25 protein-coding genes and 3 tRNA genes are annotated in these 24839 nt (G+C 69.6%); 22 read left to right on the plus strand and 6 right to left on the minus strand.

Going from position 1 to position 24839, the window contains the following annotated elements; translation table 11 throughout:
- Nucleotides 1–103 precede the first annotated feature (103 nt).
- Nucleotides 104–955, minus strand: coding sequence for a Rieske (2Fe-2S) protein (locus DKL51_RS08365; RefSeq protein WP_109946196.1), 852 nt, complete (start codon nucleotides 953–955; stop codon nucleotides 104–106).
- A 149-nt stretch (nucleotides 956–1104) separates the two neighbouring features.
- On the opposite strand from DKL51_RS08365, the gene DKL51_RS08370 reads away from it, so the two are divergent.
- Entirely contained in the window at nucleotides 1105–1869 is a 765-nt protein-coding gene (locus DKL51_RS08370) for a crotonase/enoyl-CoA hydratase family protein (RefSeq protein WP_109946186.1), read from the plus strand.
- Nucleotides 1870–1872: 3 nt separating this feature from the next.
- On the opposite strand, the gene DKL51_RS08375 is transcribed toward DKL51_RS08370, so the two are convergent.
- Nucleotides 1873–3357 carry a dihydrolipoyl dehydrogenase family protein gene (locus DKL51_RS08375; protein WP_109946185.1) on the minus strand — a complete coding sequence of 495 codons (1485 nt, stop codon included), beginning with the start codon at nucleotides 3355–3357 and terminating at the stop codon, nucleotides 1873–1875.
- 92 nt (nucleotides 3358–3449) lie between these two features.
- Here DKL51_RS08375 and DKL51_RS08380 point away from each other — a divergent pair, with 92 nt between their 5' ends.
- Nucleotides 3450–4499 (plus strand): serine hydrolase domain-containing protein, encoded by a 1050-nt coding sequence (locus DKL51_RS08380; RefSeq protein WP_109946184.1) that lies wholly within the window; start codon nucleotides 3450–3452, stop codon nucleotides 4497–4499.
- 297 nt (nucleotides 4500–4796) lie between these two features.
- On the opposite strand, the gene DKL51_RS08385 is transcribed toward DKL51_RS08380, so the two are convergent.
- Nucleotides 4797–5663 (minus strand): deoxyribodipyrimidine photo-lyase, encoded by an 867-nt coding sequence (locus DKL51_RS08385; RefSeq protein WP_243422546.1) that lies wholly within the window; start codon nucleotides 5661–5663, stop codon nucleotides 4797–4799.
- Nucleotides 5660–6592 carry a phytoene/squalene synthase family protein gene (locus tag DKL51_RS08390; protein WP_109946183.1) on the minus strand — a complete coding sequence of 311 codons (933 nt, stop codon included), beginning with the start codon at nucleotides 6590–6592 and terminating at the stop codon, nucleotides 5660–5662. Before DKL51_RS08390 ends, DKL51_RS08385 begins: the two co-directional genes overlap by 4 nt.
- Nucleotides 6593–6659: 67 nt before the next feature.
- Here DKL51_RS08390 and DKL51_RS08395 point away from each other — a divergent pair, with 67 nt between their 5' ends.
- The 12 genes from DKL51_RS08395 to DKL51_RS08450 all read left to right on the plus strand — a co-directional run bounded on the left by DKL51_RS08395 (nucleotide 6660) and on the right by DKL51_RS08450 (nucleotide 16737).
- Nucleotides 6660–7814 (plus strand): polyprenyl synthetase family protein, encoded by a 1155-nt coding sequence (locus tag DKL51_RS08395; RefSeq protein WP_109946182.1) that lies wholly within the window; start codon nucleotides 6660–6662, stop codon nucleotides 7812–7814.
- 28 nt (nucleotides 7815–7842) lie between these two features.
- Complete coding sequence (gene crtI, locus DKL51_RS08400; protein WP_109946181.1) at nucleotides 7843–9324, plus strand: phytoene desaturase family protein; 1482 nt, start codon at nucleotides 7843–7845, stop codon at nucleotides 9322–9324.
- On the plus strand, nucleotides 9321–9932 hold the full coding sequence (gene idi / locus DKL51_RS08405) for an isopentenyl-diphosphate Delta-isomerase (RefSeq protein WP_109946180.1): 612 nt from the start codon (nucleotides 9321–9323) through the stop codon (nucleotides 9930–9932). Before crtI ends, idi begins: the two co-directional genes overlap by 4 nt.
- A complete protein-coding gene (locus DKL51_RS08410) occupies nucleotides 9922–10863 on the plus strand; it encodes a MerR family transcriptional regulator (protein WP_109946179.1) in 942 nt (313 codons plus the stop codon). Before idi ends, DKL51_RS08410 begins: the two co-directional genes overlap by 11 nt.
- Before the next feature lie 77 nt (nucleotides 10864–10940).
- Nucleotides 10941–11732, plus strand: coding sequence for a polysaccharide deacetylase family protein (locus DKL51_RS08415; protein WP_124811910.1), 792 nt, complete (start codon nucleotides 10941–10943; stop codon nucleotides 11730–11732).
- A gap of 154 nt (nucleotides 11733–11886) precedes the next feature.
- Nucleotides 11887–11959 (plus strand) — tRNA-Glu (locus DKL51_RS08420).
- 32 nt (nucleotides 11960–11991) lie between these two features.
- Nucleotides 11992–12065, plus strand: a tRNA-Asp gene (locus DKL51_RS08425).
- 104 nt (nucleotides 12066–12169) lie between these two features.
- Nucleotides 12170–12243 (plus strand) — tRNA-Phe (locus DKL51_RS08430).
- A 190-nt stretch (nucleotides 12244–12433) separates the two neighbouring features.
- Nucleotides 12434–13327: a type II restriction endonuclease gene (locus DKL51_RS08435; RefSeq protein ID WP_221623148.1), complete on the plus strand. Its 894-nt coding sequence runs from the start codon at nucleotides 12434–12436 to the stop codon at nucleotides 13325–13327.
- Nucleotides 13328–13391: 64 nt separating this feature from the next.
- Complete coding sequence (locus tag DKL51_RS08440; RefSeq protein ID WP_124811911.1) at nucleotides 13392–14462, plus strand: DNA cytosine methyltransferase; 1071 nt, start codon at nucleotides 13392–13394, stop codon at nucleotides 14460–14462.
- Nucleotides 14463–14619: 157 nt separating this feature from the next.
- Nucleotides 14620–14979, plus strand: a complete 360-nt coding sequence (locus tag DKL51_RS08445) for a hypothetical protein (protein ID WP_124811912.1) — start codon at nucleotides 14620–14622, stop codon at nucleotides 14977–14979.
- A 552-nt stretch (nucleotides 14980–15531) separates the two neighbouring features.
- Nucleotides 15532–16737: an ImmA/IrrE family metallo-endopeptidase gene (locus DKL51_RS08450; RefSeq protein ID WP_124811913.1), complete on the plus strand. Its 1206-nt coding sequence runs from the start codon at nucleotides 15532–15534 to the stop codon at nucleotides 16735–16737.
- On the opposite strand, the gene DKL51_RS08455 is transcribed toward DKL51_RS08450, so the two are convergent.
- Together DKL51_RS08455 and DKL51_RS08460 are read right to left on the minus strand one after the other, a co-directional pair.
- A complete protein-coding gene (locus tag DKL51_RS08455) occupies nucleotides 16734–17276 on the minus strand; it encodes a hypothetical protein (protein WP_124811914.1) in 543 nt (180 codons plus the stop codon). The genes DKL51_RS08450 and DKL51_RS08455 overlap by 4 nt on opposite strands.
- Before the next feature lie 260 nt (nucleotides 17277–17536).
- Complete coding sequence (locus DKL51_RS08460) at nucleotides 17537–19225, minus strand: PD-(D/E)XK nuclease family protein (RefSeq protein WP_124811915.1); 1689 nt, start codon at nucleotides 19223–19225, stop codon at nucleotides 17537–17539.
- Nucleotides 19226–19431: 206 nt separating this feature from the next.
- Here DKL51_RS08460 and DKL51_RS08465 point away from each other — a divergent pair, with 206 nt between their 5' ends.
- From DKL51_RS08465 to DKL51_RS08495, 8 genes are all read left to right on the plus strand, one after another.
- Entirely contained in the window at nucleotides 19432–20313 is an 882-nt protein-coding gene (locus DKL51_RS08465; RefSeq protein WP_260428423.1) for a helix-turn-helix domain-containing protein, read from the plus strand.
- Nucleotides 20303–20518 (plus strand): DUF397 domain-containing protein, encoded by a 216-nt coding sequence (locus tag DKL51_RS08470; protein ID WP_124811917.1) that lies wholly within the window; start codon nucleotides 20303–20305, stop codon nucleotides 20516–20518. Before DKL51_RS08465 ends, DKL51_RS08470 begins: the two co-directional genes overlap by 11 nt.
- 11 nt (nucleotides 20519–20529) lie before the next feature.
- Nucleotides 20530–21744: an MFS transporter gene (locus tag DKL51_RS08475; RefSeq protein ID WP_124811918.1), complete on the plus strand. Its 1215-nt coding sequence runs from the start codon at nucleotides 20530–20532 to the stop codon at nucleotides 21742–21744.
- Nucleotides 21745–21881: 137 nt separating this feature from the next.
- On the plus strand, nucleotides 21882–22304 hold the full coding sequence (locus DKL51_RS08480; RefSeq protein ID WP_124811919.1) for a hypothetical protein: 423 nt from the start codon (nucleotides 21882–21884) through the stop codon (nucleotides 22302–22304).
- Between the two features lie 92 nt (nucleotides 22305–22396).
- Nucleotides 22397–22858, plus strand: a complete 462-nt coding sequence (locus tag DKL51_RS08485) for a hypothetical protein (RefSeq protein ID WP_124811920.1) — start codon at nucleotides 22397–22399, stop codon at nucleotides 22856–22858.
- Between the two features lie 3 nt (nucleotides 22859–22861).
- A complete protein-coding gene (locus DKL51_RS08490) occupies nucleotides 22862–23851 on the plus strand; it encodes a hypothetical protein (RefSeq protein ID WP_260428424.1) in 990 nt (329 codons plus the stop codon).
- Nucleotides 23757–24296, plus strand: coding sequence for a hypothetical protein (locus DKL51_RS36205; RefSeq protein WP_260428425.1), 540 nt, complete (start codon nucleotides 23757–23759; stop codon nucleotides 24294–24296). The genes DKL51_RS08490 and DKL51_RS36205 overlap by 95 nt, the downstream gene beginning before the upstream one ends.
- Nucleotides 24293–24839: DUF2637 domain-containing protein (locus tag DKL51_RS08495; RefSeq protein WP_124811921.1), on the plus strand; the 547-nt coding region annotated here is incomplete at its 3' end. The genes DKL51_RS36205 and DKL51_RS08495, both read left to right, overlap by 4 nt.

The raw sequence follows: 24839 nt of genomic DNA on the forward strand, positions 1-24839 counted from the left end.
CCGCTGACGCTGCGCCCGGCCGGCAGGCGGGCGTCAGCCGGGCCAGGCCGCACAGCAGGTACGGGCGGCCCGCGCAGGCCGGCCGCCCGTACCTGGCGAGATGTCAGGGCAGGCGGGCCTCGAGGACGCCGTTGACCACCCGGCTGGGCAGCACCTGCTGGTCATTGCCGGACGGGCCGTGCACGACCTCGCCGCCGTTCAACCGGAACGTGCTGCCGTGCCACGGGCACACCACGCAGTCGTGGCCGTCGATCTGCTGCACCTCGCCCTGGCCCAGCGGACCGCTCTGGTGCGGGCAGCGTTCCAGCATCACGGTCACGTCGTCGCCGTGCCGGTAGAGGATCACCGAGACGTCGTCCACCTCGCGGGTCACCAACTGCCGCTGCGGCAGCGCGGCGAAGTCCCCCAGCGGGTGCCAGCCGTCGCTGATCAGGTGCAGCTCGGAGACGCTCTGGGTGACCTGCGCCCCCTGCTTGTACGCGAGGTGCCCACCCAGGTACGCCCCGGTGCTCGCCGCGGACAGCCCGAGGAAGCCCAGCGCCCGGCCCAGCCCGTGCCGCCCGTTCATCCGGGCGGCCAACGAACCGCTGTAGAGGGCCAGGCCGACCACGTTGGAGGCGGCGTGGACCAGGCCGATCCGGCGCTGGTCGCGGGAGAGGGCGGCCCAGTCGTTCAGGCCGGCGACGGCCGCCGGGAGGGCGCTGAAGGTACCGACGCCGATCAGCGTGGTGGCCGCCCGGCGCTGGCCGGGAAGCAGGTCCACCACGGCGGCGGAGATCCAGGCGCCGACCGGCACCTGCACCATGGCCGGGTGCAGCGGGTGCCCCAGCCAGACACCGTGCAGCAGGTCGCGGACCCGCTGCGGACGCAGGGTGGCCTGGACGATCCGCTGCAACCGGTCACCCACCCGGTCCAGCGCCGAGGCCTGTTCGAGTTTCGTCAAGAGTGCTCGCACCCGGTCCGACTTCCCGGCAGGAGCGGTCGCAAACGGGGCGGCGACGACAATTCCGCCGCCGGACGTCCGGATCACCCGAACGGTGCACCCGCCGGCCGTACCGCGACGGGTCCTGGCGTGCCGGCGGTGCCGGAGGGCATGCTGTCCCGATGGGCGTACGCGTGGAGCAGGCCGGGCCGGTGACCACGGTGATCCTGGACCGACCGGAGGCCCGCAACGCGGTCGACGGGCCGACCGCCCGGGCGCTCGCGGACGCGTTCCGCGCCTTCGAGGACGACTCCGACGCGGCCGTCGCGGTGCTCTGGGGCGCCGGCGGGACGTTCTGCGCGGGCGCGGACCTCAAAGCCATCGGTACGCCGAGCGGCAACCGGGTCGAGCCGGAGGGCGACGGCCCGATGGGCCCGACCCGGATGCGCCTGTCCAAGCCGGTGCTCGCCGCCGTCTCCGGGTACGCCGTGGCCGGCGGCCTAGAGCTGGCGCTCTGGTGCGACCTGCGAATCGCCGAGTCCGACGCGGTGCTCGGGGTCTTCTGCCGGCGCTGGGGCGTCCCGCTGATCGACGGCGGCACGGTACGGCTGCCCCGGCTGATCGGGGAGAGCCGGGCGATGGACCTGATCCTCACCGGCCGGCCGGTCCCCGCCGACGAGGCGTACGCGATGGGCCTGGTCAACCGGCTGGTCGCCCCGGGTACGGCCAGGGCAGAGGCCGAGCGGCTGGCCGCCGAGATCGCCCGCCACCCGCAGACCTGCCTGCGCAACGACCGCGCCGCGCTGCTGGCGAACGCCGGCCTTCCGGAGCCGGAGGCGATGGCCACCGAGCTGGCGTTCGGCATGGAGTCACTGGTGACGGACGCGATTCGAGGGGCGGCCCGGTTCACCGCCGGGGCGGGCCGCCACGGCGAGCAGCCCGACTGAGCCCTACTTCAACGCCCGCAGCGCGTCCTCGATGGCCCGGTGGAAGGTCGGGTACGCGTAGATCATGTGCCGGAGCTGGCTGAGCGGGACCGCCGCGTGCACCGCCACCACCAGCGCGGACAGCACCTCGCCGCCGGCCGGGCCGACCGAGGTGGCGCCGATCAGCACGCCCTGGTCGGCGTCGGCGATGAGCTTGATGAAGCCCGCGTTCCCGGCCTTGTGGATCCACCCGCGGGCGGACGAGGTCAGGTCGGTGTAGCCGACCTGGACGTTGATGCCGCGCTCGCGGGCCTGCTGCTCGGTGAGGCCGACCGCGCCGACCTCCGGATCGGTGAAGGTGACCCGGGGCAGCGCCCGGTAGTCGGCGCGGGGAACGCTGCCCGGCACGCCGGTCGACCCGCCGGCGCTCATCGAGCCGCCGACGGCGCTGACCACACCGGCCGCACCGCCGAGGACGCTGGCGGTGCCGCTCGCGTCCGGGCCACCCTTCGTCCGGCGCATGTGGTCGAGCACGTCGGCGACGACGATCCCTGCCTGGTACATCGCGATGTGGGTGAACGCGCCCTCGCCGGTCAGGTCGCCGACGGCCCAGATGCCGTCCCGGACGTGCATCCGCTCGTCCACCGGCAGGTAGCGCTGGGACGCGTCGACGCCGACGGTGTCCAGGCCCAGCTCGTCCAGGTGCGCCTTCCGCCCCGTCACCACCAGCAGCCGGTCGCCAGTGAACTCGGTGCCGTCGGCGTGCACGGTGAAGCTGCGCCCGTCGTGGCTGACCCGGTTGGCCCTCACCCCGGTCGCGATGGTCACCCCGTCGGCGCGCAGCGCGGCCGCGGCCACCTCGGACGCCTCCGGTTCCTCGATGGCGAGCACCCGGTCCGCGGCCTCGACCACGGTGACCTGGACGCCGAACCGGGCGAAGACCTGCGCCAGCTCCAGCCCGATCGCCCCGCCGCCGAGCACCAGCAGCGACCCGGGCAACTCCTCGACCTCGATCGCCTGGTGGTTCGTCCAGTACGGGGAGTCGGCCAGCCCGTCGATCGGCGGAGCCGAGGGACGGGTGCCGCTGCCGAGCACGATCCCGTAACGCGCCTGGAACACCTGGTCGCCGACGCGTACCCGGCCGGGGCCGTCGAGCCGACCGCTGCCCCGGACGAACCGGCCGCCCTTGCCGGTGAAGCGTTCCACCGCCACCGTGTCGTCCCACGTGTCGGTGGCCTCCTCCCGGATCCGCTTCGCCACCGGGGCCCAGTCCGGCTGCACCTGGGCCGCGCCGGCCAGCTCGTTGACCCGGCGGGCCTCGGCGATCGCGTTCGCCGCCCGGATCATCATCTTGCTCGGCACGCAGCCCCAGTACGGGCACTCCCCGCCGACCAGGTCCCGCTCGATCCCGACGACGGTGAGGCCGGCCTCGGCGAGCCGCCCGGCCACCTCCTCGCCGCCGACCCCGAGCCCGACCACGACAACGTCCACCAGCTCCGGCTCCGCCATTCCGCCAGCATTCCCCACCACGGGGCGGTGGGCCACCGCGTCGGGCGGGAATTCCCGCGCCGGTAATGATTCCGACGGCCTACGGTGGCCGGATGCAGGCGCGCTTCGCCCCGGTCCGGGACTGCTTCCACGACCTCTTCGCCGTCGGCCGGGAGACCGGCGCCGGCCTGAGCATCTGGTACGACGGCGAGCCGGTGGTCGATCTGATCGGCGGCCCGGGGTGGCGGCCGGACACCCTGGTCAACGTCTACTCGGTCGGCAAGCCGGTGGCCGCGCTCTGCCTGCTGATGCTGGTCGACCGGGGGCGGGTCGGCCTGGACGACGCGGTGGCCGCGCACTGGCCGGGGTTCCGCACCCCGGCAACCGTCCGGCAGGTGCTCAGCCACACCGCCGGGCTGCCGGCGTTTCCGGTGCCACGGCCGGCCGAGGCGATCGCCGACTGGGAGCTGCTCTGCGCCGACCTGGCCGCGGCCGACCCGGAGTGGGAGCCGGGCTCCGTCGCGGGTGAACACGCCTGGACGTACGGGCATCTGGTCGGCGAGCTGGTCCGCCGGGTCGACGGCCGGTCGGTGGGGCGGTTCCTGGCCGAGGAGATCGCCGGACCGTGGCGGCTCGACCTGGGCTTCGGGCTCGGCGAGGCGGACCAGCGCCGCTGCGCCGACCTGTCGTACGGCGATCAGAACTGGCCGACCCGGATGCTCGGTGAGCCGGGCTCGCTGCGCGCCCGGGCGCTGGGCAATCCGGCCGGTGGCCTGGGCCTGGCGGTGCTGAACAGCCCGCTCTGGCGGGGCGCGGAGGTGCCGGCGGTGAACCTGCACGCCACCGCGTCCGGGCTGGCCCGCCTCTACGCCGGCCTGCTGGCCGACGGCACCCTCGACGGGGTACGCCTGTTCAGCGCCGACCTGGTCGCCGAGGCGACCCGGGTCCAGTACGACGGCCCGGACCTGGTCCTCGACCGGCGGGCGTACTGGACGTTGGGCATGCAGTGGGAGCCGGACGGCAGCTGGGGCATGGGCGGGATCGGTGGCAGCAGCGCCTGGGCCGACCCGGAGCGGGGCTACACCTTCGCCTACGCGACCGCCCGCCTCGCCGAGCACGACCGGGTGGACGAGCTGGTCGAGGCGCTGCACTCCTGCCTGTGAGCCCGGCAGCCCCGGCGATGCGAGAGTCAGGTCACGGACGGTGACGGTTGAGGACCATCACGCAGTGCAACCGCACCCTGCAAGCACCGGACGCCCCTTCCTCACTTTGCTCTGCTGCAGCCCACGCAACACCGGCCCCGGCCAGGGCTTTGTCCCGCCACCGGGACCTTTCGCCAACGCCACCCCTTCACTGTGGGTGGCTGTTGCGTCCGCTTAAGCAGAGCAAAGGAGCCAACGACACCAGGTGTAGGTCCGCGGGCGATGACGGTGCGTGCCCGGCCCGACGAATCGGCGCGGTCACACCCGGGCCGCGGGGCTCGGCGGGCTCGGCGGGAGGGTCCCGGCCGGTCGCGTCGCTCCGGTGCGGCCCCGTTTGGAGGTCCCCGGTGCGGCCCCGGTGCCGCCCCGCTGCGGCCGCGAAGGCGTCAGCGGAGCCAGACCGGGTCGGCGCCGGGGACCTCCAACGGGGCCCGGTAGTCGAGTCCGCGCCGCACGGCACCCGGCAGGCGACACGGCTGGTGCACCGCCCTGCCCTCGACCGAGGCCGGCCCGGTCGCCGGCCCGGTTCGCCACCGTTAGCGGTGACAGGCAGCCGAACCGCAGGTACGGGCTGAGCCGCGAGGTCCGGTCGCCGGCCATGTCGTCGTGGCTGTCGTCGTGGCTGTCGTCGTACCGGTCCAGGGTGGGCAGCCATTCGCTCAGCCGGCGCCGGGCGACGCGCTCCCCGCCGGGCGCGGCGTCCGGTGATTCCCCCGTCGGCCGGGCGCAGCGCCCCCGGCTCGACGACGGTGAGACCGGGAAGAGCCGCAGGGAGAGCCGGTGCCGTTCGCACTCCGCGCGCAACCGCCGCTGCGCGTACCGGCTCACGTCGGCGGAGAGCCCGACACCCTCGGCACCCACCTCGCCGGCCAGCCGGATCGTCTCGGCCACCGGATCGCCCTGCCGGACCACCAGGTCGCCGCCGCGGGCCCGCAACGCCTCGCGCAGGTCGGCGAGGCTCTGGTGCAGGAACCGCGTCCGGTTCGGCGACAACTCCGCCAGGGTCGGATCGAGCACGTACAGCGGTACCACCGGGTCGAACGCCGCGCAGGCGGTGGCGAGCGCCGGGTGGTCGTGCACCCGCAGGTCGCGGGTGAGGAGGACGATCGCGACCCGGCCCGTCACGACACCGGCACGGGGACGGGATGCACCGCCGGCCCCGGCACGACGACCGGCGTACCGGCCGGGGTGAGCAGCGCCCGCGCGGCCACCGCCATCCGCCGCCGCTGCGGTACGACGGCCCGCCGCACGAAGACGTCGTAGTCCTGAGCGGCCACCTCGTCGAGGATCCCGCCGTAGAGCGCGTACGCCGTCCGCATGCACGCCTGCGAGGCGGGCGCGAGCAGGGGGATTCCCGGTGCGGCGGCGGCGTAATGGGCCTGAGCGCGGGTCACCTCGTACTCGATCAGCTCCCGGACCCGCGGCGTGGCGCGGCCGTTCGCCTTCGCCGCCAGCAGGTCCCCCCGGGTGAGGTCGAACTTCGCCAGGTCCTCGTCCGGCAGGTACGTGCGGCCGCGGTCCAGGTCCTCGGCGACGTCCCGGATGAAGTTGGTGAGCTGGAACGCGAAGCCGAGCTGCCGGGCCGGTTCCCGGGCGGCCGCCGCGTCCGAGCTGCCCAGGATCGGCAGCATCATGGTGCCGATGACCGCGGCCGAGCCCTCCATGTAGTCGAGCAGGTCGTCGTAGGTCGGGTACGACATGACTGTCACGTCCATCGCCATGCTGCGCAGGAACGACGCGAAGTCGCTGCGGTCCAGGTCGAAGATCGCGATGGTGTGCAGGACGGCGGGGAGCAACGGGTCGTCGATCGGCGCACCGTGCAGCCCGGCGAGGAACCGGGCCGACCATTCGTCCAGCCGGGCGGCCCGCTCCGCGGGCGGCAGCTCCTCGGTCCGGTCGACGATCTCGTCCGCGTAGCGGGTGAATCCGTAGAGGGCGTGAACGTGTCGTCGTTGCCACGCGGGCAGCAGACGAGTAGCGAGATAGTAGGTACGCCCGTGCCGTTTGTGCAGCTCCTGGCAGCGCTCATAGGCAGCGGTGAGATCGGTGTCCACCGGCCCTCCTCCAACGATTCGACGCAGCGATCGACGCAACTCGTAACCCTAGGGTACGCTCGCCGACATGGCCAACGACGCAGCTGCGGGTAACACGCTCCGCAGCGCCCCGGCACAGCCGGCAGCGGCGGACGATCCGGTCCGCGGCGTACTGGCCGCGTTCACCGAGGACCTGGTCAAGGGGGTGGACGACACCCTGGTGGCGTTCCTGGCCGCCGAGGTGGACTCGCTCACCGAGACCGACGCGGCAATGGGCGGGTTCGCCGCCACGGCCCGCGACTGCGTGCTGGCCGGCGGCAAACGGGTCCGGCCCACCTTCGCGTACTGGGGATGGCGCGGGGTGGTCGGCGGCGGCGAGCCGCTGGCCACTGTGCTGCCGGCGCTCGCCGCCCTGGAACTGCTGCACACGTTCGCGCTGGTGCACGACGACGTGATGGACGCCTCCGACACCCGCCGCGGACTGCCGACCGCGCACCGGGCCGCCGCGGCCCGGCACCGGGCGGCAGGATACACCGGCGACCCGGACCGGTTCGGCGAGACCGTCGCCGTGCTCATCGGCGACCTCTGCATGGTCTGGGCCGACCGGCTGCTGGCGCACGCCACCGTGCCGCCGTCCCGACTGCTCGCCGTCCGGCGCTGCTACGACCAGATGCGCATCGAGACGGTCGCCGGGCAGTACCTGGACGTGCTCGGCGAGCACGACGCGGCGAACTGGTCGGTGGACCGGGCATTGCGGGTGGCCCGCTACAAGACCGCCAGCTACACCGTCCAGCGGCCACTGCTCTTCGGTGCCTGTCTGGCCGGCGTCGCCGCCGACGCGCCGCTGATCGCCGCGTACACCCGGTACGGCCTGGCCGTCGGCGAGGCGTTCCAGCTCTGCGACGACCTGCTCGGCGTCTACGGCGACCCGGCGACCACCGGCAAGCCCGCCGGCGACGACCTGCGCACCGGCAAGCCGACCACGCTGCTGATGCTGGCCCGGCAGCTCGCCACCCCGAGCCAGCGCCGGGCCCTGGAGCGGGCCGGCACGGTCACCGGGGCGCGGGAGGTGGGCCGGCTCGCCGAGTTGGTCGCCGACACCGGCGCCGTGGCCCGGGTCGAACGGATGATCTCCGACCAGGTGGCCGAGGCGCTGAACGCGCTCGACACCGCGTCGATCGACGAGACCGCGCGCACCGCGCTGACGGGTCTCGCCACCGCCGCCACCAGCCGGCGGGCATGATGGGCAACTTTGTGAGGGAGGTGGTCACGTGCGGACCGTGAACGGACGTACCGACCGGGTGGTGGTCGTCGGCGCCGGCCTCGGCGGGCTGGCCTGCGCGCTGCACCTGGCCGGCAGCGACCGGCAGGTGACCGTCCTGGAACGCGAACCGGTGCCCGGCGGGCGCGCCGGCCGGCTCAGCGTCGACGGGTACGAGTTCGACACCGGCCCGACCGTGCTCACCATGCCCGACCTGATCGCCGAGGCGCTCGGTGCGGTCGGCGAGGAGCTGCGCGACTGGCTGGACCTCACCCCGCTCGACCCGGCGTACCGCGCCTACTACCCGGACGGCTCGACGCTGGACGTCATCACCGACACCACCCGGATGGCGGCCGAGATCTCCCGGGTGTGCGGGCCCCGCGAGGCCGACGGCTACCTGCGCTTCGTCGACTACGCCCGCCGGCTCTGGAAGCTGGAACGGGCCGACTTCATCGAGCGCAACCTCGACGCGCCGACCGACCTGCTCACCGGCAACCTGCTGAAGCTGGTCAGGGGCGGAGCGTTCCGGCGGCTCCAGACGAAGATCAACCAGTTCTTCCGCGACCCGCGTACCCAGCGGATCTTCTCCTTCCAGGCGATGTACGCCGGCCTCGCGCCGCACGACGCGCTGGCCATCTACGCGGTCATCGCGTACCTCGACTCGGTGGCCGGCGTCTCCTTCCCGCGCGGCGGCCTCCACGCGGTCTCCCGGGCGATGGCCGGCGCCGCCGAGAAGCACGGCGTGCAGATCCGGTACGGCACCACGGTGACCCGGGTGGAGACCGCCAACGGCCGCGCCACCGGCGTGGTCACCGCCGACGGCGAACTCGTCCCGGCCGACGTGGTGGTGCTGAACCCGGACCTGCCGGTCGCCTACCGCGACCTGCTGCCGCCGGCTCACCAACGGAAGCTCACCTACTCGCCCTCCTGCGTGGTGCTGCACGTCGGTTCCCGGCAGGGCTATGACAAGATCGCCCACCACAACATCCACTTCGGACGACAGTGGAAGGGCACGTTCGACGAGGTGATCCGGCGCGGCGAGCTGATGACCGACCCGTCGCTGCTGGTCACGAACCCGAGCCGGACCGACCCGGCGGTCGCCCCGGCGGGACGGCACACCTACTACGTCCTCGCCCCGGTGCCGAACCTCGACCGGGCCCCGTTCGACTGGCGCGGCGACCTCACCCGCCGGTACGCCGACCAGCTCATCGAGACCCTCGAGGAACGGGGCTACGTCGGCTTCGGCGACGGCGTGGAGGTGCTGCGCACGGTGACCCCGGCCGAGTGGGCGGAGCAGGGGATGGCGGCCGGTACGCCGTTCGCCTCCGCGCACAGCCTCTTCCAGACCGGCCCGTTCCGGCCGTCCAACCTGCACCGCACGCTGTCCAACGTGGTCTTCGTCGGCTCCGGCACCCAGCCCGGAGTGGGCGTGCCGATGGTCCTCATCTCCGGCAAGCTCGCCGCCGGTCGCATCACCGGAGCGAAGCAGTGACGGCCCGGGAAGCGCACCTGGTCGAGCTGGTCGACGACAGCGGCCACGCCCTCGGCGAGGCCACCGTGGCTTCCGCGCACCAGCCACCCGGTCGGCTGCACCGCGCCTTCTCCGTACTGCTCATCGACCCGGCGGGCCGGGTGCTGCTCCAGCGGCGGGCCGCCGCGAAGACCCGGTTTCCGCTGCGCTGGGCCAACTCCTGCTGCGGCCACCCGGCCCCCGGCGAATCGCTGGTGGAGGCCGCCAACCGCCGTCTGACCGAGGAGCTGGGCACCGCGCCGGTCGCCCTCACCGAGGTCGGCGTGTACGTCTACTACGCCGAGGACCCGGCCACCGGCCGCGTCGAGTTCGAGTACGACCACGTCCTGCGCGCCGACGTCCCCGCCGACCTGCGTACCGTCCCGGATCCGGACGAGGTGGCCGAGCTGCGCTGGGTCGACCCGACCCAGTTGGAGGCCGACCTCGACGTCGATCCGCGGGCGTACGCACCCTGGCTGGGCGGGGTGGTGAACCGGCTGCTGCGTCCCACGTCGGGCACCCCCGGCGCGGCCGCGATCCCGTCCGGCATTCCGGCGGATGAAGCGTCGGAGCGGTCGGGTGGCCGATGAGGCACTGAGCGCGGGGGCCGTCGCGCGCCGACTGGGGGTCGCGGTCACCACGCTCCGCACCTGGCACCAGCGCTACGGCCTCGGTCCCAGCGAGCACGTACCGGGGCAGCACCGGCGGTACACGCCGGCCGACCTCGCGCGCCTGGAGATCATGCGGCGGCTCACCGCCGAGGGGGTGACCCCGGCCGACGCGGCCCGCTGGGCCCGGCAGGCACCGGCGGACATCAGCCCCGACGTCGTCGGCCCCCGCCCCGGCACCGCCCGAGACGGCGGCGGGCTGACCATCCCCGTCGGCCGGGCCGGGCCCGTCGCGCGCGGACTGGCCCGGGCCGCCATGCGGTTGGACTCGGTGGCCATCGGCGAGACCATCACGCACGCCCTCGCCGCCGACGGGGTGATCGCCACCTGGGACGGACTGCTCCGCCCGGTGCTCGCCGGGATCGGGGAGCGGCACGCCGCCACCGGCGCGCTGATCGAGGTGGAACACCTGGTGTCCCGGTGCGTCTCCGATGCGTTCGCCACGGTCGCCCATTCCCACCCGGTCACCGGGTCACCCCGGATCCTGCTCTCCTGCGCCGACGAGGAGCAGCACAGCATGCCGCTGGAGGCGCTGTCGGCCGCCCTGGCCGAGGTCCGGATGAGCTACCTAATGCTCGGCGCCCGGGTACCCGTCGAGGCGCTCCTGGATGCGGTGAACCGGACCGGACCGGCCGCCGTCGTGGTCTGGTCGCACACCCGGGCCACCGCCGACCCGGGGCAGCTCTCCGCCCTGCTCGGCGCGCCCCGGCGACCGCTGCTGGTGCTCGCCGCCGGTCCCGGCTGGCGCGCCGACACGCTGCCCGCCGGCGTGGTCCGCCCGGTCGACCTGACCGAGGCGGTCTCGCTGGCGTTGGCCGTACGCGACTCGCTGGACCAGTCGACGACGGGCTGACCGGCCCTCCCGATTCAGCCGCACGTCCACTACCGTCGGTGGGTCCGCGTACCCCGACCCCCCCTTCGGGAGCGACGATGCGTCCACCCGCCGTGCTGGCGTTCGGTCTCGGCCTGGTCCTCCTCCTCGCCGGTTGCGGTGACCACGCCCGCAACTTGTCCCAGGCTGGTGGCCCGCCCCCGGCGGCCTCGGCGCCGCCGGTGCCGAAACCAACCGCCTCGCCACGGCCGACCGGGAGCGCTCCGCCCAAGCCGCGGCTGCGACCGCTGCCCACCACGCTCCCGGCCGGCCTGCGCCGCACCACCGGCGAGCGTGCGGTGGCGCTGACCTTCGACGACGGGCCGGACCCGCGGTGGACGCCCCGGATCCTCGACCAGCTCCGGGCGGCCCGGGTCACCGCGACGTTCTGCCTGGTCGGCCGGCAGGCCCGGCGCTACCCGGCGCTGGTGGTCCGGATCGTCAGGGAGGGTCACCAGCTCTGCAACCACAGCTGGCGGCACGACATGGACCTCGGCCGGCGGCCGGTGGCGGAGATCCGGGCCGACCTGGTCCGCACCGACAGGGCGATCCACGCGGCGGTCCCCAACGCCCGGATCCCCTACTACCGCCAGCCCGGCGGGCGGTGGACGCCGGAGGTCGTGGCGGTGGCCCGCCAGCTCGGCATGCGCTCCCTGCATTGGAGCGTCGACCCGCAGGACTGGGACCACCCTCCGGCGAAGACGATCATCCAGCGGGTGGAGTCGGCGGTCCGGCCCGGAGCGACCGTGCTGATGCACGACGGGGGCGGCGATCGGCGGGCCACCCTTGCCGCCTGCCAGCGGCTGATCCCCGAGCTGAAGCGCCGGTACGGCATCTCCCGGCTCCGGTGACACCGCTGTGAGCTGTGGTTTTGCTCTCCGCTGTGCCCCGCGCCATACCGGTTTGGATCGCCGGCCGACCATCACGTATGCTTTCCAAGCCTCCGGCGGGGCCGGATGGGAGCAAGTCCGCTTGAAGTTGCGAGTATGCAATGATGGCGGGGCCGCCCTCATCGTCTAGCGGCCCAGGACGCCGCCCTTTCAAGGCGGTAGCACGGGTTCGAATCCCGTTGGGGGCACGGTCCGACTACGGTCGGATGCAACAGAGCTAGGTCCTGTGGAGCAGTCGGAGTGCTCGCCGCCCTGTCAAGGCGGAGGTCGCGGGTTCAAGTCCCGTCAGGACCGCAAGCGCTGACGCCGCGCTCATCATGCGCGGCGTTCTGCGTATCGGAGCGTGTAACCCTCCCGGCGAAGACCCCGCCCTCCGGGTAGCATGAGCCGAGCAGCACGGCCAGGTAGCTCAGTTGGTACGAGCGTCCGACTGAAAATCGGAAGGTCGGCGGTTCGACCCCGCCCCTGGCCACATAGCCTTTCGCCGGGCTACAGGAGCGCCGATCAGCGGAAACGCCGGTCGGCGCTCTGCTTTTCGCCCCGGAAGCTCCGCTGTCCGGTCTGACCCTCATTGACCCCGGAATCCCGCCGATGGCCGACCCTTGTCGCACGGGGATCGCACGGAGAGGTCTGCGGGTAGCAGTGGCGCAACCCCCAAGCGGGTGAGATCCACGTCGATCACGACGCTGCCCAATAGGTGCGCCGTCTGGCACTCTTTTCCTCTTATGGGGGCAATCAGCTTGATCGAGTGGCTACGTACGCAGTGTGCTGAGTACCGCTACGACCTGGGAGGGGTGTTCAGGCGGGACAGCACCTCGGCCATGTGGCCCCTACTCGCGACCGGGCCGGCAGAGCTAGAGGCTGCTCTTGGGGCAAGGGGACACCTGCTGCCTCTTCCGAAGGAGTCCGCGGCGCTGGCCAACGTTCTAGAGGTCTCAGTGGTTGACTTCCTGCTCGCGCGTCTTGACGGCATCGACGGAGCGGAGGTCCAGCGGGGCTCTGAGCGAGGCTACCCGGATCTTGAGATCGGGGGCCCCGCCTTCGGAGGCGGTGTGTTCGCTATCGACGTGAAGGCGGCCCGGCGCGAGAACGCTAAGAAGACGCGTGAGCGCGGCCACGAGGACGAGAAGACTCAGAGCCGCATCACCTTGTACACCGGGAACACCTACTTCCGGCATCCAGACTTGCACTGGCCAGGCTGCTTCCGACCGTTCAACGAGTACGCGGGCCACCTCGACCTGATTCTGATCTACACCCTGAACCCGGACTCGACGCACCGCGTTGACGACCTGGAGCTGATCGTCCAGGAGCCGTGGCGCATCGCCAGCAAGGAGCGATCTTCCACCACCCGGGAGTACATCGGCGCGGTCGAGAAGATCGAGGATCTCCGCCAAGGCAAAGGAGCCTTCGCTACCCCGGAAGCCTTCTACAAGTATTGGCGGGCCTACCACTTCAAGGTTTCGCCTCAGGTCCAGAAGCAGTACGAGCGGGCGCTGGCAGCGAAGATGAGGGAGCTTGAGCAGTACAAGGCGGCACAGCAGCAGCGCCTCCTCTAACAGTCGCAGTGGCGCACCGAACTCGGTAGGTTGCTCCCACCGCTCCGTCTGGCATGATCGGGACGTGGCGACCAGGGGCATAGCGATCTCCCTCTTCTCAGGGGCGGGGGGTCTCGACCTGGGCACTGAGCGTGCCGGCTACGAGGTGCGGGCGGCCGTGGAGTGGGACCGAGACGCCGTAGCGACCATGGAGAAGAACTTCTCCCACCTACGCGGGCCGGTCATCAACGACGACATCTTGATGGTGCCGACGGAGCAGATCCTCGCCGCAGCTGGCCTGGCCGCCACCGAGCGCCCGGACCTGCTGATCGGCGGCCCGCCCTGTACCCCCTTCTCCAAGTCCGGCTTCTGGCTCGACTGGAAGCGGGATGGGCTCGACCCGACAGCCTCCCTGCTACAGGAGTACACGCGAGTCCTTCGCGAAGCGCGTCCACACCGGTTCGTCCTCGAGAACGTGTACGCGCTCACATACAACAACAAGGCGAGCCGCCCGGCCTTTGAGAGATTGCTCAGGGAGATCGACGAGGCCGGGTACGACTGCGTGTGGCAGGTTCTGCATTCCGCTGACTACGGGGTCCCCCAGTCTCGCCCCCGGTTGTTCATCCTGGGCGCTCCCAAGGGCGAGCCTCTGCCCGCACACCCCTACCCAAGCCACGGGGGTCTCTGGGAGGGCAAGGAGTCAGGGAGACTCACTCATCCGTACGTGACCGCCGGTCAAGCGCTCGACGGACTGGTCACTGAACCCGAGCCAAGCGAGATTGTCGGCGGCAAGTACGGCCACCTGCTCCCCGACATTCCCCCTGGCGACAACTACCTCTTCTACACGGAGAACCGAGGGCATCCATCGCCCCTGTTCAGGTGGCGCAGCAAGTACTGGTCCTTCCTGCTGAAGCTCTCCCCCGATCGACCGTCCCCCACGATCCAGGCACAGCCCGGACCGTATATCGGCCCGTTCCACTGGGAGAACCGTCGCCTTCGGGTCCCAGAGCTGCGCCGGCTGTTCACCTTCCCGGACAGCTTCGAATTCGTCGGCAGCCGGAACTCAGTGCAGGCCCAGATCGGGAACTCAGTACCTCCGCTGCTTGCTGAGAAGGTCGTCCGGGCGCTGCACGGCCAGTACTTGTACGAGGGATAGCCGCGGCTGGCGGAGAGGATCTCCTCGTCGGGCAGTCGCAGACCCTCCTGCGGACTCACGCCGCTTCGCGGGTCGCTGTAAGTCCTCGGGGTCTGGCAGGCTCGTCGGAGTCTCGTCGGAGAGGCGGGGCTAGTTGGCTGGCCATCACGGAGGCATAGTGAACAGCGCGGACGAGCAGGTGTCCTTCACCCCGCAGGCGTATCCCCTCTGGATTGCCTGGTTCGATCCGACCCAGCTTGATCGGCAGCACCGGAGCGACCTGGAAGCCATGGCCGACATGACTGACGACGAGTTGGACATGCTCGTTCGTGACACGAGTCCGCCGCACCTCGTCGTTGCGTGGGAGCACATCCCCGACTCGGTGCCGCAGCCAGTGGTGCCCGAGATCGGCCGCGACTCCGGTACCGCCTTCCTCGGTCTCACTAAGGAGGAGGTCTTCGAACAGGTGCGTTTCGCAGCCCAGCAAGACCGGAACAGCATCCGCCGCTTCCTGAAGCGGAACCCGAGGCAGTCCTGATGGGCCGGTTGTTGGCGGATCTCCTCGTCGGGCAGTTGTAGACCGTCCAGCCTCTCCGGACGGGGACAAGGTGGAGCGCCCTACCGGACGAACGACCTTGGCCCCGTCCGGAGAGGCTGGTAGCCCTTGTGGTGCCCGCCGAGGTGATCCGCTCCCGACTGATCTCTGAGGAGGGCCGGGGTTCGGGGCGGAGCCCCGAGGTCTTCAGGGTCTTGTCGTCCTTCAGCGTGGCCGGTCGGCCCGGCCGATGCCGGCCGGAGGTCGCCAGCAGGCCGGGGCCGGGCCGGCGCGGCCCGCTTGCGGGCCGCCTTGATCGATAAGAGGCCAATTCGGCAACGGCGGCACATGGGCAGTGTCGCGCCGACCCATGCCCAGCCATCGATTTTGTCGTACACACGTACTACCCTTGACGGTAGCTAGGACGACCGGTTGGCCAAGACCACGCAACCTGCCGGCCCTGCCTTGCGGCGCTATGTAGCAGATCGCGAAGACGGTCTGCGGACCATCCTGTGTAGCCCGTACGCTGGGTCGACAGCTAAGGAGGTGTCAGCCATGAGTTCCGTGAGCCGTTCTGCATGGTACGACTCACTGCTCGCTGCACTTGGCGCTGCGCGATACACACCCGATGAGGTGCGGGCTCGTGTTTCCGCTGAGCTAGGAGACGAACCAGAGTGGCTAGCTGACGCCCTAAGCGGCTCCGCCGCTCCGTCTGCGTATGGCTACCTAATTCTTTCTGCTGTCACCTCGATTCCGATTTCGGTCTTGGCAGGAACCGTCGATCCGGCTCGCAGCACAGGCGTCGCCTTACGTGCTGGCACTCTTGCAAACCCCTCCGCCATCACGGGGCAAGCGCAGCGTCGCGGGGTTCAGTTGATTGAAGCCTCGCGCCTGATCTGCTCATGGCTGGGTGCTGATGCTGCAGCGAAGGCATCCCACTTGGCCGCCGCCCGCGCTGTTATCTCCCGAGACGCCTTTGCCCCTCATGCGGGTAGGAATACCGCTCAACAGGTTCGTGCGATGCTCGATCGACTCGGCCTGGTACAAAGAAGTGGGCCGGTCGGGGACTTGGTTGCCCTTGTGGAGTCCCTAGGCATACCTGTGGAGCTGAGTTCTGACCTGCCCGAGGGAATTCACGGAATCACGGTTCATGATGAATCGCTCGGCAACTGGGACTGCGCGATCATTATTCGCGTTCAAGACTTTTGGGTTCGGCAGCGTTATACGTTGGCGCATGAGCTGTGCCATGTGTTGTATCGCGACTCGGGCCTCGTATCTGTAAACGACGACGGCATTGAGGACAGCACCCAAGACGAGGAGTCGAGGGCGGAGTTTTTCGCACGCCACTTTTTGGCACCCGCCCCGGAGGCCCGGCGGGTATGGCTATCGAATTTGCGAGCCAGCAGAGGTGATTCCGTCCGAGCGCTGTGCGAGTTCATGCTGCATTTTGGAATCAGCCGCCAAGCCGCCTTGCGCATTTTGCAAAGTGGGCAGCTGATATCGGCTGAGGCTGCGGACAACCTTCGGCAGCGCCTCGTTGCGGATCAGATGGAGTCATCAGGACTTGGCCAGGTGTGGCAGGACCTGGTCGATGAGCAGAGCGAGCCAAGTGCATCAGTCTGGCTTCTCGAAGCAGCCCTTAACTTGTATCAGCAGGAGCTAGTTCCCGTTGGAGTCGTCGCTTCAGTGCTAGGGCAGCCTGAAGAGGCAGTAAGAGTGGACCTGCGTGCACAGGGCTGGCACGCGAACAGCGGCATTTAGCTCACGTCGCAGGCGCCACATGTCTTGCCGACATCATCAAATGCGCACGTCAAGAACGCCTTAGCATCGGCGGGTTTCGCGCTCGACGTGATATCGGAGACGGCGCAAGCAAGGGCGAAGGCGGCAGCAGCGGCAGTAGCAGTAACGCCACCTCGGCTGTCACAAACGAGCTCTTTCAGCACATCAGCAAAATGCAAGGACGGGATGCTAGGTTGCTGCGCACCGGCAACGAAGCTGGCACCGCTGTCGTTCGTGAGTATCACCACGTTGCTTTGGGTTAGCGCTAGCGCGATTAGCGTGGCCTCGCCAGCGTGCTTTTGCAGCGAACTCGCTGCTCGGAGTCCCGAAAGCGCCGACCGCGCCGCCTCATAGTTTCTGAGCTGGGCGAGAATTAGCTGAAGGCTTGCCGCGAACGACTGAGAAGCCTGAACGACGTGTATCGCTACCCGCCCGGAGTTTATGAAGTAGTTGCGAGCAAGGGTAGCTGCCGGCTGAATGCCAGGGTTATCCGGCTTTCCCTTCCGTGCAATCGTGCGCACCTCGTCTCGAACCGCATCCGTCGTTGCAGCTCGACTACCATAGAGATTATGGAAAAGGGCTACGGCATTTATGTTCACTGCTGAACCCAGAGAGAAGAAGATGCCAGAGTCGACAAGGGCGGAGAGTTTTCTGTTGCCTCGCGGTACTGAGTTTCCCCGAAAAGCGTGTACTGGCTGGCGGGAAACACCAGATGCAGGGGGGACTGAATTCACGCGCTTGTGTTTGAAGATGCTCGGGCTCGGGCGCTGGTTGCTGGGCATCAGAGCGCGGCCCCCATCTCTTCGAAGTGCGTCGAGCCGTCCGGCGGCGTGTCGAGATAGCGCTCCCGATCAGGGCACCACAACGCCATCGGGCAAGTTCTACAATGCTCGCTTGGCTTGGTTGCCCATTCTGTATCGTAGTGCCAGCCTGCAACTCTATGCATGACGCGGGTATCGGCAATAAGCATTAGGGTTGAGTCAGTTGTCGAATACGAATACAGGGCAGAACCGGAATGACCGAGAACTTCTAGCTCAACTGTCGCGGACTCAACGCCATAACGCTGACGCCAGCCTCGGTCTAGTAGTGAGAGGAGCCAGTAAACGATCTCATCAAAACTGTCCCTAGCCGACGCTTCGTTCTCCGGCAAGCCGAGGTTGGTGGTCTTCGTCTCTCGCACCACCAAGTTGCCGTCCCGCATGTAAAGCAAGTCTGGCTTCGATACGACAACGGTGTCTGCTGTGACGTCCCAACCGTAGTGACGTTCGTCAGCCGACAGTATCCGAACACTTTGCGACATAGGACAGTGTTCCAGATGCTGACGCAGGAAAGGCAATGCTGCTCTATAGCTGTCGTCGTCCAGCTCGCTGGCCGCCACGTGGTGGGGTTCTCTTACATCCGGCAAGTCTGCCTCGCCACATCGGAGGCCGCGCGAATGCGCGATCTTCAGCCACAGGTGAACCGCCCTCCCGCGATCCGCATCGGCGCCGTGAGACTCGGCCTCCTCGTCGGCCGGTAGGTGCAGCTTCTGCTGCATGTACCAGCGGGCCGGGCATCTTTCATAGATCCGAAGGTCTGTGGCTGAAACTGATCTGGTGTACGGCCCCTTCTCCACCTGACCCAGAACGCCGTCCATCGGGATCAACGCATTACACACGCCAGCGGCTTTGCAACTCGCGCAGTCCCGGCCGGGTGTCGGGTCTCCGCCTTCAATGAGTTCCAGCGCCCGAGGCCGGGCAGACGCCTGAAACAGGTCCTCCGCCTCTGCAGGCGACACGCGCTCCAGAAGCATGGCTTCGTTGTGTCGGATGAGTGAGGAGTGATAGAGACTGACATCCATCACCGTTACCGAATTTGCTGGCCGACCGCCGAGCTGGGAAACGACATACGCGGCAAGAAGCGCCCACCCAGTGATGTCGGGCCGTGCCTTCTTAATTCGAAGTCGGTGCACCTCGACATCGCCTGCACTACTTCGGTAGGTTGGCGCCCCCCAGAAAAAGAGAGCACCTCGCTGGGTTGTCCGTCGGGTGAGGTTGTGTCCCAGGTAGTGGAGCGGGGTGGCGTGAGCCTCTTCCCTCGACTCAAAGAAGTCCAAGTAGTTATCAAGAGCTCTGCTCAGGTAGGCGCGCAGCCCAGGATGGGGCGGCCGGATGGCTGCGGCTGCGGCGGACTGCGCAGAGGCGAATGAAGCCCCACTCCTCCGTTCGGCGTGGAACCTGTCGAGGGCAGCCAAGAACTGCTTAAGCGGTATGTCCTCGGGGTCGTAGGTCTTTGACCAGCCGTGCGCCCCGATGATCTGCGAGTCGACGTGTGTCTTGACATACGCGTGTTGCGGGCAGATCCGATCACTGTCTACGTCTGATGCGCTGACCTTAAGGAGTGTTGCTGGCGTAAGATCAAATCCCGACGGTCGCCAAAGCGGCATGTCTGCCCTCCCCCCGAGCGCGCCCCCGGCAGAGTAGTTTCGCACACACTGGGGCCTGCTGGGTACCCTCAGGAACTTTGCGAAGATCTGCTGTCGAATGGCTTAGCCAGCGGCGGCTGCGACTGATTGCCGCGACGGTAGGAAAGACTTGCACCGTTTCGGGTGCCCGGATCCGGTCCGTGGCGGACTGCGGTGCCGCAAGGACCTCGGCTTAGACTGAACCCGGTATGCACTGCTGCATGGAGGTCCGCATGGTCGGCTCAGCCCACAGGGCTCGCGTTGCCGCAGAGCTGAGGCGGATGCGGGAGGACCTGGGCGTGCCGGGGGAAGAGGTGGCGGTAGCTCTCGGCTGGTCACAGTCGAAGGTCTCTCGGATCGAGAACGCTCGCATCGCCGTGAGTACTCGTGACCTGGCAACCTTGCTTCATTACTACGGTGTTTCCGAGGAGGTCCGCGCGGAGCTACTCGCCGTCTCTGCCGAGGATGAGGGCGTCGGCGGCGCATGGCTGGTTCGCGCCGGAGGCGTAACCCGCCGTCAAGGGGAAGTGGCGGCGGTCGAGACGCGCGTGCGGTCGATCCGGCAGTACTACCCCTTGATGGTGCCAGGCCAGCTGCAGTCGCCGGAATACGCGCTCGCCTACACGCGCAGCGGTGGTTGGCCCAACCCAGAGGCAATCGTTTCCCGTCGCATGGCCAGACAAGCGCTACTGCGAGAAGATGATGGCCCCGCCTATGCTGCGCTTCTGGATGCCCGAGCCTTCCTTGCCTGGCCCGGCAGCCGGGAGGCGATCCTCTCACAGCTCGAGTACCTGCGCCTTCGGGCTGAGCTGCCCAAGGTGAGCATCCGCATCATCCCGCTCGGCGTGGATCGGACGGCATCCGCGGTGGTGCCCTTCACGTTGTACGACTTCCGCGCTGAGTCCAGCCCTCGCGTCGTGTTCGTGGAGTCCCAGACCGCAGACCTGTACCTCTCGGCTCCTGGGGACGTAGAGACCTACTCAAGCCTCTTCGATGCCCTCGCCACGGATGCCCTATCCCCTGAGGACTCGCTAGAGCACCTTGCGTCACTGACCCGTTACATCGAGGATCTAGAAGACCCTCGATCGATGGACGGAGGCCGTGATGAGTCCTGACTTCAGCAAGGCGAAGTGGCGCAAGAGTTCCGCCAGCGACAGCGGCGGGTGTGTCGAGGTCGCCTACGTCGACGGCGTGATCGGTGTCCGGGACACCAAGCAGGCGGGCGCCGGTCCGATGCTGACCTTCACCGAGCGGGAGTGGAGCGCGTTCCTGGAAGGTGCTGAGCTCGGTGAGTTCACGCTCGATGAGCTGATGCGCTGAGAGAGGTAAGCATGTCCGCGGTGACCGAGCGCCCGGTGGAGACGTCGCCTGGGCGAGGTCTTGGCCTGCTGCTGGGTTCAACGGGTGTCTCGGTCACCGGGGACGGCATGCTGTTGGCCGCTGCGCCGTTGATGGCGGCGGCGCTGTCCCGCGACCCGTTGGCGGTGGCGTCGGTGTCGGCGGCCGGCTACGCCGCCTGGCTTCTCGTCGGACTGCCGGCTGGTGCGCTGGTCGACCGCTGGAACAGGCGCACCGTCATGGTCGCCTCCGACCTTGGCCGGGCCGCCGTCCTTCTGGCCTTTGTCCTCCTGGTCGTGAGCGACAACGCCACGATCGCCGCCCTCTCCGTGGCGGTCTTCCTCGTCGGCGTCGGATCCTGCTTCTTCGACCCGGCGGCCCAGGCCGTGATCCCGACGATCGTGGGCCGTGACAAGGAACGGCTCTCGCGCGCCAATGGCCGACTGTGGGCGATCGATACCTTCGGTCGTTCATTGGCAGGTCCACCGGCCGGGGCTGCCGCCTTTGCCGCCGCTCCGGTGCTGCCGTTCGGCCTCGACGCCGGCTCATTCCTGCTCTCGGCCGCCCTCGTGAGCCGGCTACCTGCACCCCCGGCAAAGCCGCCCATCGAGCACGGGCCGATGGTCCGCGCCATCAGAGACGGGATGGCTCACCTCGTGCGCCATCCCGAGCTGCGCACCGTGACGCTCGGCATGGCTTCCTACAACCTCGGATACAACATCGCCTTCGCGACGTTGGTCCTCTACGCCCAGGACGTCCTCAACCTCGGCACGGTCGGCTTCGGCCTGCTCATCGCGAGCGGCGCCCTCGGCGGAATCGCGGGCGGCTGGCTCGCTCCCCGCATCGCTTCCAAGCTGTCGGCCCGGTCCGCCTACGCCGTCACACTCGGAGTACAAGCCGCTGCATGGGTCAGCGTGCTCCTGGCTGCTAATCCGTGGGTCACGGCTGCTGCCCTCGTGTTCGTCGGTATCGCGTCGACAACTGGCAGCGTCGTCGGCGGTTCTACCCGCCAGCTGCACACCCCCGACGAACTGCTCGGCCGCGTGGTGTCCTCGACTCGCCTCTTCGGCATCGGCTCTGCCGCCGTGGGCTCTGTTCTAGGCGGCGTGGTTGCCGACGCCGGTGGGCTCGGCGCTCCCTTCGTGATCGCCGCCGCCCTGCTGGCCGTCGCCTCGCTGGCCTTCGTGCCTCTGCGCCGCTCTCGCTGACCGTCCTCTTCGCATCGATAGAAGCGCTTGCCCTGTGATATGCACGCGTGCATACTGTCCTCATTGGCCGTTATGCAGATGTGCATAACGGCATACGGGCGGCAGGTCGCCGGCCGTGAGAGCGAGGAGGCACGGGTATGGCAGTCCCGAACACGATCAAGGTTCCGGTCCCGTTCGATTACGTCTTCCCGCACGGGGCGCTGTGCCTGGGTGTGGAGCCGGTGACGGACTTCGACAAGCGCGGTCAGGGCGATGACCAGGCGCGTGACAAGGACACGGGCGAGCGGCTGTGGGTGGTCAAGGTTCTGGACCTGGACCCGGAGGCCGGGAAGTTCGGCGGGTCGAAGGAGGTCAAGGTGAAGATCGCCGCGCCGCAGCAGCCGGTCCCGCCGGCGTCGGCGGTGCCGGGCTATCCGCCGGCGGTGGAGTTCTCCGCCGTGACGCTGACGCCGTACGTGGATTCGCAGCGGTGCAAGGGCTCGGGTAAGTGCCGGGCGCGTCAGGCGTGGTCGATCCGCGCCGGTGCCATGTCCGCCGCCGCCGTGAAGCAGGCGGCCTGACCAGATCTGGACGCGCGGGGCGGGACTTCACCCCGCCAAGGACGACCCCCCGCCCCGCGCAATAGCCGTTCTCCCTGGAAGGAGTTGGGCTGATGCCCACGGTATCGAACGCTGCCCGGATCGCCGGGAACCCGCGTCCCGGCCCGATCCGCCGCACGCACCGCCGCACGGTGATGCGCCTGGCCGGACCCGGTATCCGGGCCGCCCGCGAGGTCTACACGACCATTCCCGCCGACGCCGTCCGGGTGGCGGCGCTGGTCGAGATCGCCGCCGCCGCCGCTGCTCTCGCGCGGACGGTGGTGAAGCTGCGCCACCTGGACCCGGACCTGATCGCCCCGCACGTCTCCGACCGCACCGACCTGCGCGCCGTGCTCGGACGGGGGCGGTGGCTGCCGACCATGACCCGCCATGTCCCCGCCCCGCAGACGGGGCCGGTCGACCTGGCCGCGCTCGTGCCGACCCGCCCGGTCGTTCGGCGGGTGGTTCGCCGTCACCCTGGCTCTCCGGGGCAGGGCTACCTGTTTGCCGCCGCAGCGACGATCGGGGAGGGCTGAGCCGTGCCCCTGGTCAACATCATCCGGGGCGACCGGATCGACCCCGCCCCGATCAACGTCCGCACCCCGTTCATCCGCATCCCACTGTGGCTGGCCCTCACCTGGTGGACCATGAAGGGCTTCGCCGGCCTGGCCTTCGTCCTGGCGCGCTTCTGGTACGTCACCGCCCCGACGCTCGTCTTCGGCTGGCTGTACCTCCGCTTCGGCTGGCTGGGTCCGGTCGGCCTGGTCGCCGCTGTCAGCGCTGGGTCGGCCGGCTGGTACTTCGGCCACCGGGCGTCGTTCCTGCGGTTCGGGTGGTGGCCGGTCCTGTCCTGCTACCGGCGGATGGTCTACCGCCGCAAGTGGCATGCCGCGATGGTCACCGCCAAGCTCGCCGTGTCCTTCGACGGCCACACCGTCCTGCCCATCCTGCGCCGGGTTCGGTGTGGGGCTGGGGTGGACGTCGTGACGGTGCGGATGGTCACCGGCCAGATCCCCGACGACTTCGCCAAGGTCTCCGAGCGCCTCGCCCACACCTTCGGCGTCCGTCAGGTCAAGGCGTCGCCGGGTCCGCGTGCGGATCTGGTACTGCTGGCCCTGTTCCGCGGTGACCCCCTCGCCAAGCTGGTTCGGCCGTTGCCGGTGCCGGCGGTGCCCGAGTTCACGGCCCTGCACGTGGGTCGGCAGGAAGACGGCGACGGCTACCCGCTGCGCCTGTTCGGCACCCAGGTGCTCGTGGTGGGCGCCACCGGGGCGGGCAAGGGTTCGGTCATCTGGTCCGTGGTCCGCTCCCTCGCCGCCGGGGTCACCTCCGGCCTGGTGCAGATCTGGGGCCTGGACCCCAAGGGCGGCATGGAGCCGGGTGAACATCGGCGCGCCGATGTTCACCCGGTTCGCCTGCAAGGACTACGCGGCCATGGCAGAGCTGATCGAGGAAGCCGCCGCCGTCGCCCGCGACCGGGCAGGGAAGCTGCGCGGCCGGACCCGGCAGCACACGCCGACGCCGGATGAGCCGCTGATCGTCCTGGTCATCGATGAGCTGGCGAACCTGACCGCCTACCTCACCGACCGCCAACTCAAGGACCGGATCAAGGCCGCGCTGTCCATCCTGCTGTCCCAGGGCCGCGCCGTCGGCGTGCACGTCGTCGCCGCCATCCAGGACCCCCGCAAGGAAGTCCTCCCGTTCCGCGACCTCTTCCCCACCCGCATCGGCCTCCGGCTAGCCGAGGCCGCGCAGGTCGACTTGGTGCTTGGCGACGGGATGCGGGACCGGGGCGCGCTGTGCGACCGCATCCCACAGTCCCTGCCCGGCGTCGGGTTCGTGGTCATCGACGGTGACCCGACCCCGATGCGGGTCCGCTTCTCCTACCTCAGTGATGACGAGATCCGCGACATGGCCGCGACCTACGGCCGGCTCCGCGTGATCGACGGTGAAGTCCTGGAAGGTGCCGCATGAAGCCTCACCCGACCGCCACCCGTACCGAACGTGTTGAGGGCCTGGTCCTCGTCGTCATCCTCCTGCTAGTCGCCGGCTTCGCGGGCGCGGCGTCATTCACCCACGTCAAGGACTGGACCCTCGACAACAGCCCGCCCGGCACCGGGGAATGGTTCGGCTGGGCCAACGCCGTCATCTCCGAACTGATCCCCACCGCTGCGCTGCTGACCATCCGCCGCCGTCGCCGCACGGGCGGGCCAATCGGCTACCCGATGTTCCTGCTCGCCGCCGCCGTCGCCCTGTCCCTCGCCGCGCAGTTGGCCGTGGCCAAGCCGAGCCTGTCCGGGTGGCTGCTGTCCGCCGTCCCGGCCCTCGCTTTCATCGGCCTGTCCAAGCTCGTCCTCACCACCGGCCCCACCCCGACCGGCGACACCCCGGCCCCGACTGCGCCGGTCGAGGAAGCCGCCGCGCCGGCCCGGCCGGTCGAGCCGACCGCCCCACCCGTACGGCAGGCTCCGGCGCCCGTCACCTCGCCGGCCGTCTTTGAGCCGGCCGCCGTGGTCC

This window comes from Micromonospora globispora, assembly GCF_003857015.1.
In the GTDB taxonomy this organism is placed as follows: domain Bacteria; phylum Actinomycetota; class Actinomycetes; order Mycobacteriales; family Micromonosporaceae; genus Micromonospora; species Micromonospora globispora.